Below are 8,533 nucleotides of genomic sequence, written 5' to 3'. Positions count from 1 at the left end.
GGTGCGATAAAAAATTAAAGTAGATTAAAAAATCAGCGTATTTAACATAAATAATTAAAAAATATAAGATCAAAATTGCTCAAACTTTCCATTCTAAGCCTAAATAACTGTACCTATAAGTACAGGAATTTGTTTGTTTTTTAGACTTTTGTCGCGTGTCTCACAAAATATCACTGTGATCAAATAATGCTCTTGTATTGGGTTGGGCTAAATCAGTCAAATAATAAAAGCTTCCCGATTGGATCACTACAACAATGATATGCAATCTCACAGGAGGTGAGGCATGGAAAAGAATGCAATAAATGTAAATCAAGTGATTGATCAGGCTAAATTTACACCTTTTCATTTTAAGGTGGTGTTTTGGTGTCTGTTGATTATTTTATTTGATGGCTATGACTTGGCCATTAATGGTGTGGCACTTCCTTTACTGATGCAACAATGGTCATTAACCGCTGTTCAGGCAGGTATGTTGGCCAGTACCGCTTTAGCGGGCATGATGTTTGGTGCCATGTTATTTGGCACATTGGCAGACAAAATAGGCCGTAAAAAAGTCATTATGATTTGTGTGGTGCTATTTAGTAGTTTTACTTTTGCTGGCGGTTTTGCATCAAACCCAACTGAATTTGGTGTACTTCGTTTCTTAGCGGGTTTAGGTATTGGTGGTGTATTGCCTAATCTAGTGGCTTTAACTTCGGAATATGCACCGCAACGTTTACGCGCAACCTTAGTGACGACCATGTTTAGTGGCTATGCGGTTGGTGGTGTGATGGCTGCTTTATTGGGTGCATGGTTCACGCCAAGCTATGGCTGGCAAATTATGTTTTTCATTGCGGGTATACCGCTGTTGTTTTTACCTTTTGTTTGGAAGTTCTTGCCTGAATCATTAACTTTTTTGGTTAAAGCACAAAAAGATGAGCAAGCATGCCAAATTTTACAGCATTTAGATGCGGAGATTGAGCTACCAAAACAGGCGAAACTCGTGCTGAGCGAGGCTAAAGTGTCAGAGCCTGCATTTGTCAGTAGCTTATTTAAACAAGGGCGATCAATCAATACTTTGTTGTTTTGGTTAGCTTTTTTTATGTGCTTATTAACATTGTATGCTTTAGGCAGTTGGTTACCAAAGCTGATGATGGCAGCAGGCTATTCAATGAGCAGTAGCTTAATGTTCTTGCTAGCAATGAATATTGGCGCAGTTATTGGTACGGTGGGTGGCGGTATTTTGGCTGATAAGTTTCATTTAAAACCAGTGATTATTAGCTTATGTTTGGCTGGCGCTGTTGCATTATCTTTATTAGGATTTAATTCACCACAGCCCGTTATTTACTTCTTGGTAGCGGTTGCTGGCGCATCTGCCATTGGTTCGCAAATCTTGCTGTATAGCTATGTAGCACAGTTCTATCCAGTGACAGTACGCTCGACAGGTATTGGCTGGGCCTCTGCTGTGGGCCGGACAGGCGCAATTGTGGGTCCAATTTTAATTGGTATGCTTTTGGGCATGGAATTACCACATCAAATTAACTTTATGGCGGTAGGTTTTCCAGTGGTGATCGTTGCGATTGCGGTTGCGCTGATTGTACGCACGGACAAACAGTCTGTGACAAATGTACAAGATTCTGCAAAGGATGGTTTAAAAAGCATTCGTGCATAAGTGCGAATAATCATATTTGGAATTAAATTGTTGTAGATTAAAAAAACCTCATTTAAATGGGGTTTTTTTGTACATAAATTGGCATAAATTACTAAAACTTAGACTAATGTTGAATTTTTATGGTGGTATAAATTATGTGAATATTAGGCAAAACTACTTTAGTAAATGGCTTCAGCTTTGTTCTAAAAAACAAAATTTTAAACTGAAGGGCGCTAGTTAAAGTGCAATGCAAATAAAGATTTACAGGAGGTGAGTAATGTCAAAAGCAGTGAATGTGAATGATATTATTGATCACGCAAAATTTTCCAAATTCCATTTTAAAGTTTTAGCTTGGTGTTTGCTTATTATCTTATTTGATGGCTATGATCTAGCGATTAATGGTGTTGTTTTACCCTTGCTTATGGAAGAGTGGGGCTTAAGTGCAATGCAGGCGGGTATGCTTGCCAGTACAGCACTTGCAGGAATGATGTTTGGTGCCATGTTATTTGGTTCCTTGGCTGATAAAATTGGCCGTAAAAAAGTCATCATGATCTGTATTGTACTATTCAGTGGTTTAACCTTTGCAGGTGGCTTCGCATCAAACCCGACTGAATTCGCTATTTTGCGTTTCTTAGCAGGTTTAGGGATTGGTGGTGTAATGCCTAACCTTGTGGCTTTAACCTCTGAATATGCGCCACAGAAGATGCGTAGTACCCTAGTGACAGGAATGTTTAGTGGTTATGCAGTCGGTGGTGTGATGGCTGCTTTATTGGGTGCGTGGTTTACGCCAAGCTTTGGCTGGGAAATCATGTTCTTTATTGCGGGTATTCCACTGTTTTTACTCCCAGTAATTTGGAAATTTTTACCTGAGTCTTTAACGTTTATTGTGCAAAAAAACCAGCAAGCTGAAGCACGAAAAATCGTTCGCCAATTGGCGCCAGCAGTTCAGGTCCAAGAAACAACGACTTTTGAGTTAAATCATGTCGATACGCCTGAATCTGCTAGCGTAATGAGTTTGTTCCGTCGTGGCCGTGCCACAAATACCATTTTGTTCTGGATCGCATTTTTCACTTGCTTACTCACGATGTATGCACTAAGTAGCTGGTTGCCAAAGTTAATGATGGCTGCGGGTTATTCTATGGATAACAGCCTCATGTTTATGATGGTGATGAATGTAGGCGCTGTGGTAGGTATTGTGGGTGGCGGTATCTTGGCGGATCGTTTCCATTTGAAACCTGTATTAATGTTTTTAGGGCTTATGGGCGCGATTGTGATGAGCTTAATGGGCTTCCAGTCGAATCAGTTCTTGCTTTACATTTTGGTGTTCTTGGCTGGTGCAGCATCTATTGGTTCGCAAATGCTGTTATATAGCTATGTTGCTCAGTACTACCCTCTTGCGGTACGTTCGACAGGGATTGGCTGGTCGTCTGCAATTGGCCGTATGGGTGCGATTATTGGGCCAATCTTGATTGGTGGTTTGCTCGGGATGAACTTGCCAGCGCACTTTAACTTTATTGCAGTGGGTTTGCCTGTATTAATTACAGCAATTGCGGTTGCATTGATTATGCATGACACGGATTCAGATAAAGTTGAAGTGGCACAGCCTGCGAAAGCTTAAGTTGTAATTCTTAAAAATAAAAGCCTCCGAAAGGGGGCTTTTTTCTAACTAATTATTTATGTATCTTTATTTTTTACAATCAAAATAACCTTATGGATGAATTAAATAAGATTTATCAAAAAAATATGACATTGTGTTTGGAGCGTATCAGAGCAGTAAAAGACTTCTTAAAAGTCTTTCATACCTCAAGCAATATCTTTTATTTAGAGTCTGCAATTCTACAGCTTAGAAAAGCTATGGAATTGATAGCATATGCTTCAATAGCCCCTAATAGACTTCAATATGAGAATTTTAGAAGAAAGTCACAATGTAATAATGATTATCGTAAAGATTTCAATGCAGCGAAAATTATTAAAAACCTAGAATCAGTAAATAGAGATTTTTATCCAATACCTTTGTTAGATCCTATCATTAAATGTGATGGTACTTTTCATTTTGAAAGGAAAGAGGGAGATTTTTTAACGTTAAAGAATTATATAAATCTGTATGATAAATTGGGTAAATATCTACATGCTGACAATCCTTGGGGAAATGAAAAAAATCTCAATGATTTTGTTAAAACATTACCTAGAAAAATTGAAGAGATTGAAAGTTTATTAGCGCTTTATTTCACGACTATTAGAGCTGGAGATTTTCTTGGTGTTTGGGTAGTGAAAACATCTTTAGATAATATTAGTGTCGAGATAATAGCAGGATATGCAGAAACTGATTTTTTAATTAATGACGTTTAAGGAAATTTTAATGAAACTCAACTCATTTTCCCCAATCCCTGAAGATGATGACGAACTGCACCTGCCTGAACTGGTCTATTGGGCATCTTTAGGTGAAGTCGCAGAAGTCGAAAAAAGTCTAGCCAACGGCGTAGACGTTAACCAAACCGATGAAGAAGGTTATAGCGCACTGCATGCGGCAGCAGAAAATGGCTATTTAGATGTGGTTAAACTACTGGTAGAAAAAGGTGCGGATGTACAGCACAAAACACAATACACTGCCTTAGAGCTGGCAGAAATGGCAGGCAATGAGGATGTCATTATTTATCTTAAAAGCCTCTAATCACAATGGATTAAGTGCATAACAAAATCATAAAAACCCCATCATTTGGGGTTTTTATCTTTCTGAAAAAGCATTCAATTCCAATTTACTAAAGCGCTTCGAGCTCGCTCAAAACTGCTTGATTAAATGCAGGAATATCATCTGGGCTGCGCGAAGTAATCAGTGGCCAACCCCCGGTATTACAGCGGTGTACCTCTTCATCCGTCCATTTCCCACCAGCATTTTCTAAATCCAAACGAATGCTTTTATACGATGTCAGATTCTTATCCTGAATGCGTTTAGCATTAATCAGCACCCACGGTGCATGGCAAATGGCAGCGATTGGCTTCTGTGCATCTGCGAACTGCTGTATCAAACGCTGAGCATCTTCATTTATTCTGAGTGTATCGGCATTGACTGTACCCCCCGGAATCAGTAACAGATCATAGTCATCAGCATTTACTTTGCTGAGTAGGGCATCAGGATCATAGCTTTGAGCAGGTTCTTTATCTAATTTGACCGTTTCAACAGGTTGTTGCTCAGGGGCTACGTGAATACTTTCAATGCCTTTAGATCTTAAAAACGCTAAGGGCTTGATCAGTTCATCTTGTTCTACGCCTGCATTTGAGGTGATAAATAACACTTTCTTGGTCATCTGTTTCATCCTAAAGGTGTACGCATTTGATTCACCATAACAAGTGCATTTCAGGCTGTATGTCGTGATTATGAAAAGACTGTAAGCAATATTTTCCAGCACTGCGTGATTGTAAATGTTGAGAGTCGTTTTTTAATAAGATGAATTGGCTCGGTATTTCATCTTGTTCATTCAATTGAAAGCATCAAAATAGAGCCTGAGATGCAAAACAATTTTATGCATGCTCAATATGAACTTAGGTAGGTAAAACACAGGCAATAGATACGAAAAAGCCCCATCTTCCTGATAGGGCTTTTCGATATTTCGTAACTTTAGATATGACTCCTGTCGTATCTCACATCCTGATGTACAAACTTGTTCTTTTTGTTATTAAGTTTGGAAACGTCCTGTTTCCTGATAAATACAGATTATGCTGAATCAGCAGGATTGCCTAGAGGCAAAATTCTGCAAACCATGTAAGCTGTAGCGTACACGCGCATCTTAATAATGGCCAAAATCAATCACAGATGGCTTAAGCTGCATAATGATCGTCTGCATTAAATACATTGGCTTGAATTTGGATCAGCTTACGGTTGCCTTGCTCGCCATTCATGCGCCAATGTGCAATTTTGACATTATCAACTAAGGCAACATCGCCTTTATGCCACTGCAATAACAATGCATCTTTATACATGGCATTGAAGAATTGTTGTTTTTCTTCATCTGTCCATTCAATTTTTTCGCCTTGCTGATTGTAAATTTCCCATGTCAGTTGCATGCCATCTGCTGTGGAATCAATTTCAATGTCACCACGATTAGAAAAACACGTTTGCGCGGCTTGATGTGCAAACGGATTGGTGTTGTTGGCAAATGCCCAAGGTTGTAGGGCCAGTTTTTTAGTGTCTGGATGGTGAATGACTAGGGGCGAGCGTTGCAAGGTCAGTTTGGCTTTTTTGTCTTGGCGCATTTCAATGCTAAAAGGGCTTTTTTGTAATAATAGTCGATCAAATATACTGAGCTTACGCGCGGAGACATAAGAAAAATGATTCCAAGCACCTAAGTATTTTTCTTGTAAGGTTTTGGGGAGTTTATTCCAAATGAGTTCTAAGTTATTAAACCCTGTTTCGGCCAAATAGGTTGATGGTTCTTGGCAGAAAAGTGCGATATAACGGGAACGCTCAGAACGAACACCTCCTTCAACATGTGGACCTTGTACTGAGTTTTCGACGGGGCCAAGTTGTACTGTATTACGGTCGATATAGCGTCGGTAATCACCCGCGCCAAGAATACTTTCACTGTATTTACGCATCCATGATGCAGCCCAGCCTGGCATGTTGGGGTTAAATGCATTCCACGGCTGGAGTTGGAAATATTGCTCTACCAGCATTTGGAACTGTTCAGGTTGCTCTATTTGGTAACCTCGAAAAACTAAAATGCCGTAATCATGCAACTGTTGCATCAGTTCGTTACGGTGCGAGCCAATATATTGTGCCAATGCCGTACTCGAATTGTTTTCAGGGGGCGCTGAAAATACTTTGGTGTATTCGTTTAAAAATTGTTGCTGAGGCTGCATAGATTATTCTCTCATTTCATTTTTTTTATAGTTGCTGCCTGTTCCTTAGACAGTTCTTATACGCGAGCAAACCTTAATGCAAACTGCGTAAAGAATATTCAAATTATAGGTAGAGTTTGATAAAAACGCTTTAAATTTTATAAAGCTATTTTGTATTTACGACCAAATGCAAGTTTGGCCATGATGCTACTTCAGCTTTAGAATGTCTGGAAATGAAAAAAGCCTCAACATTGCTGTTGAGGCTTTTCTAATCTATTACTCAGGCTATCGCCTCATTTTTATTGCTGTGTCTGTTTTTTCTTTTATGTTATGCGCTTAAGCATATTTTTTATGTTCAGCAGTCCTGCTGTATTGTTTTTATTGTGTTCCAAACTTCCTGTTTGGTATGAACTTAATATAATTGTGTTTCTCTGTGTAAAGAAGACGCTAAATTCTGCATCTCTTGTAAGTCATAACGTACAAATTCAACACTAATTAAAAAAACATATTTAAATACAAATAATTGAGAATAATCAGTAGGGGAGTTATAAAAAATTAATGCAATGCTAGACGCAATAAAAAAAGCCCCAACATCCTGTCGGGGCTTTTTTGTGATTCATTGCAAAGGCATGTGTCCTTTCATACCATTCAGCATCCTGCCGTTGTTTCATTTTTTATTTTTCTTATCAGACATCCTGTCTGGCTATGAACTTACTATAGTTCGAAATTTTAAATGCTTATAGAGGTTAATTTCCGCAGATGATGTAGGAAAATGCTTACATTGATATAAATCATAAAAACTCATAATGTATTGATCATAACAACAGAAAAGCACAATACCCCATGCCTTCAATTCAAATCGATATTCGAACCCAGTATAGCCGTGCAGAAGAAGAAGCTTTATTGAATACAGTCTTGGATACGATACAGCAATGTTTTCAGCTCCCCCAAACTGATCGTAATATTCGTCTGTGTGTCCATGCACCTCACCGCTTTCAAGTGTTTAGTCACTTAACCCAACCAGAATTATTTACGCAAATTAGCATTGATTGCTTTACGGGGCGTTCTATAGAAGCAAAGCGTGGTTTATATGAAAAATTAGTTATGAATTTAACGGCATTGGGTATTCCAGCTGACCATATATTGATTCTTCTGAGAGAAAGTCCTTTAGAAAATTGGGGCATTTGTGGTGGTCAAGCGGCATGTGATGTTGATTTAGGTTTTCAAGTGAATGTGTAAATCCAAGATGTTTCGAGTGGCTTAGAGTATAACGAAAAAAGCCTCGACATCCTGTCGAGGCTTTTTCGGATTCATTTCAGCGGTATAACTCCTGTCGTACCGTACGCTTCCTGCGTTTATCCTGCTTATCATTATTGTTTTAGGCTTCGGAGACTTCCTGTCTCTCTATGAATCCTATATTAGTCAGCTTATGAATAAGTGAAAAGTGGCTAATATCCGCAGTTGTTGTAAGCTAAAGCTTACACTGTGATTTATGCGCTGACGTATTTCACGAGTTTATCAAAAGCAGCTTTTAGGGCTTTGTCATCAAATTCATTGCCTTCAAAATTTTCTGCACGGTTACGGGCAAAAATATCACGGATTTCAACCACAGCATTGGTATCTACCAGTCCAAGCTGAGTTGCAACTTGGCGGATTTGATCAATCGAACGTGAACCGTTGCTACCACCATAACTTACGTATGCTGCTGGTTTCCCGTTCCATTCTTTACCCAAATAATCTAAGGCATTTTTGAGTGCAGGGCTGTAGCCGTGGTTATATTCAGGACTAATGAAAATGAAAGCATCACCCTTGGCAATTTGAGCCGCCCATTCTTGTTGCTTGGGTTGGTCATAAATACCCGTCATTGGTGGGTTTGCACCTGCAAAAAAGGGCAGATCCCACGCTTTTAAGTCAACAATTTCTGTTTGAACTGTGCTAAAGCCATACTGTTCAATTTGTGTTTGGACCCATGCAGCCACTTTAATCGCGGTACGACCTTCGCGAACACTACCTACAATAATTTGAATATTCATCAGTTTCTCAAATGCTATTTTTTATTTAAATTAATCT

The 8,533-nt window shown here is 38.9% G+C and carries 8 protein-coding genes; 5 read left to right on the top strand and 3 right to left on the bottom strand.

Annotated elements, in window-relative coordinates; translation table 11 throughout:
- Positions 1–283 precede the first annotated feature (283 nt).
- From D9K81_RS07620 to D9K81_RS07605, 4 genes are all read left to right on the top strand, one after another.
- Entirely contained in the window at positions 284–1,648 is a 1,365-nt protein-coding gene (locus tag D9K81_RS07620; RefSeq protein ID WP_120375701.1) for an MFS transporter, read from the top strand.
- A 256-nt stretch (positions 1,649–1,904) separates the two neighbouring features.
- Positions 1,905–3,245 carry an aromatic acid/H+ symport family MFS transporter gene (locus D9K81_RS07615; protein WP_120375700.1) on the top strand — a complete coding sequence of 447 codons (1,341 nt, stop codon included), beginning with the start codon at positions 1,905–1,907 and terminating at the stop codon, positions 3,243–3,245.
- Between the two features lie 92 nt (positions 3,246–3,337).
- Complete coding sequence (locus D9K81_RS07610; RefSeq protein ID WP_120375699.1) at positions 3,338–3,976, top strand: hypothetical protein; 639 nt, start codon at positions 3,338–3,340, stop codon at positions 3,974–3,976.
- Between the two features lie 10 nt (positions 3,977–3,986).
- The gene (locus D9K81_RS07605) at positions 3,987–4,298 is read left to right on the top strand and encodes an ankyrin repeat domain-containing protein (RefSeq protein ID WP_120375698.1); all 312 of its coding nucleotides are present in this window, start codon (positions 3,987–3,989) and stop codon (positions 4,296–4,298) included.
- A gap of 88 nt (positions 4,299–4,386) precedes the next feature.
- Here the strand turns inward: D9K81_RS07605 and D9K81_RS07600 are convergent, their stop codons facing one another.
- Positions 4,387–4,932 carry a type 1 glutamine amidotransferase domain-containing protein gene (locus D9K81_RS07600; RefSeq protein WP_120375697.1) on the bottom strand — a complete coding sequence of 182 codons (546 nt, stop codon included), beginning with the start codon at positions 4,930–4,932 and terminating at the stop codon, positions 4,387–4,389.
- A gap of 511 nt (positions 4,933–5,443) precedes the next feature.
- Positions 5,444–6,484, bottom strand: coding sequence for a TauD/TfdA family dioxygenase (locus D9K81_RS07595; protein ID WP_120375696.1), 1,041 nt, complete (start codon positions 6,482–6,484; stop codon positions 5,444–5,446).
- Between the two features lie 822 nt (positions 6,485–7,306).
- Here D9K81_RS07595 and D9K81_RS07590 point away from each other — a divergent pair.
- Positions 7,307–7,702, top strand: a complete 396-nt coding sequence (locus D9K81_RS07590; RefSeq protein WP_120375695.1) for a tautomerase family protein — start codon at positions 7,307–7,309, stop codon at positions 7,700–7,702.
- Positions 7,703–7,953: 251 nt separating this feature from the next.
- Here the strand turns inward: D9K81_RS07590 and D9K81_RS07585 are convergent, their stop codons facing one another.
- Positions 7,954–8,496, bottom strand: a complete 543-nt coding sequence (locus D9K81_RS07585) for an NADPH-dependent FMN reductase (protein ID WP_120375694.1) — start codon at positions 8,494–8,496, stop codon at positions 7,954–7,956.
- Positions 8,497–8,533 lie beyond the last annotated feature (37 nt).

The sequence above is a fragment of the Acinetobacter chengduensis genome, assembly GCF_003664645.1.
GTDB classification, from domain to species: Bacteria; Pseudomonadota; Gammaproteobacteria; order Pseudomonadales; family Moraxellaceae; genus Acinetobacter; species Acinetobacter chengduensis.
The sequence above is the reverse complement of the archived record's forward strand: the minus strand, read 5'-3'. Positions and strand labels throughout refer to the sequence as shown.

What these genes read in the sequence shown, in the direction of transcription:
- D9K81_RS07620 (WP_120375701.1), top strand. Translation starts at nt 284, where the DNA reads ATGGAAAAGAATGCAATAAATGTAAATCAAGTGATTGATCAGGCTAAA.
- D9K81_RS07615 (WP_120375700.1), top strand. Translation starts at nt 1,905, where the DNA reads ATGTCAAAAGCAGTGAATGTGAATGATATTATTGATCACGCAAAATTT.
- D9K81_RS07610 (WP_120375699.1), top strand. Translation starts at nt 3,338, where the DNA reads ATGGATGAATTAAATAAGATTTATCAAAAAAATATGACATTGTGTTTG.
- D9K81_RS07605 (WP_120375698.1), top strand. Translation starts at nt 3,987, where the DNA reads ATGAAACTCAACTCATTTTCCCCAATCCCTGAAGATGATGACGAACTG.
- D9K81_RS07600 (WP_120375697.1), bottom strand. Translation starts at nt 4,932, where the DNA reads ATGACCAAGAAAGTGTTATTTATCACCTCAAATGCAGGCGTAGAACAA.
- D9K81_RS07595 (WP_120375696.1), bottom strand. Translation starts at nt 6,484, where the DNA reads ATGCAGCCTCAGCAACAATTTTTAAACGAATACACCAAAGTATTTTCA.
- D9K81_RS07590 (WP_120375695.1), top strand. Translation starts at nt 7,307, where the DNA reads ATGCCTTCAATTCAAATCGATATTCGAACCCAGTATAGCCGTGCAGAA.
- D9K81_RS07585 (WP_120375694.1), bottom strand. Translation starts at nt 8,496, where the DNA reads ATGAATATTCAAATTATTGTAGGTAGTGTTCGCGAAGGTCGTACCGCG.